Source organism: Nonomuraea diastatica (assembly GCF_004349015.1).
Lineage (GTDB): Bacteria > Actinomycetota > Actinomycetes > Streptosporangiales > Streptosporangiaceae > Nonomuraea > Nonomuraea diastatica.
The window spans coordinates 1-1,106 of record NZ_SMKP01000427.1; the positions used below are offsets into that span (position 1 = coordinate 1).

Consider the following 1,106-nt stretch of genomic DNA (forward strand, 5'->3'; position numbering starts at 1 on the left):
GCACCTTGCGTATGCGCCGCGGGCTCACCATGCGCGCCTGCGCCGAGCTGTGCGGCAACGGCGAGGAGTGGCTGCGCCTGATCGAGTCCGGCCGCCGGCCGCTGGACCGGCTGTCCACCGTCACCACGCTGGCCGTCGTCCTGGGAGTCGACGACCTCGCCGTCCTGCTGGGCCCGAAGCTACGTCGCCTGCGCTGCACCCTGCGCGACCACGCGCACGTCCAGCACGAGGCCGTCCCTGTGCTCCGGCGGCTGCTGTCGACGCCCACCTACCCACACCGCGACCCCTCCACTGAGCCCGAGCGCATCCGCCGCCGCCTGTCGCTGGCCTGGTCCGCCTGGCACCGCTCCGATCGTCCTTACACCGCGCTCGGCCTCGTGGTGCCCGACCTGCTGCGCGACGCCCTCGCCCTGCACCGTGCCAGCCCGGCCACCGACCGTCGCCTCACCTGGCAACTGCTCAGCGAAGCCTTCCAGATGGCCCAGCGCTTCCTGTACTGCGTTGGCGAGCCCCACTTGGCCGCACGCGCCGCTGACCGTGCCATGGTCGCCGCCGAGGAAACCGACGATCCAGCCCTCATCGCCGTCTCCGCCTGGTCCTCCACGATGGCCGCGCTCGGCCGCGATGAAGCCGACGAAGCCCACGCCATCGCCCACGACGCCACCGGACATCTCCGTCACCTCCTGGCCACCTCCCCGGCGGCCACGTCCACCTGGGGCGCGCTACACCTATTCGACGCCATCGCCCACGCCCGGCTCAGACGTCCGGCCGACGCCTGGCGCAGCTGGAGCATCGCCCAGCAAGCCGCCGACGCCCTTGAGCCTGCCCATCACCACCCGCTGACCATGTTCGGCCGCGCCAACGTGGCCATCTACGCCGTGGCCATCAACGTCGAAACCGGGCAGGCGGCCAACGCGATCACAAGCGCGAGCCGAATCGACCTGAGCACCATCCCCTCCATCAACCGGCGCGCCCAGCACCTCATCGACCTCGCCCACGGCCACCTGCGCCGTAACGACACCGACGCGGCCATCACCGCCCTGCTGACCTCCGAACAGCAAAGCAGCGAGCCCATCGCCTTCAATCCGGCGGCCGGCGTGGCCATC

1 protein-coding gene is annotated in these 1,106 nt (G+C 71.5%); it reads left to right on the plus strand.

The genetic code is table 11. The features are described 5' to 3' along the window. Positions 1-11 precede the first annotated feature (11 nt). On the plus strand, positions 12-1,106 hold a 1,095-nt coding region (locus E1294_RS52000; protein ID WP_246083900.1), incomplete at its 3' end, for a helix-turn-helix domain-containing protein.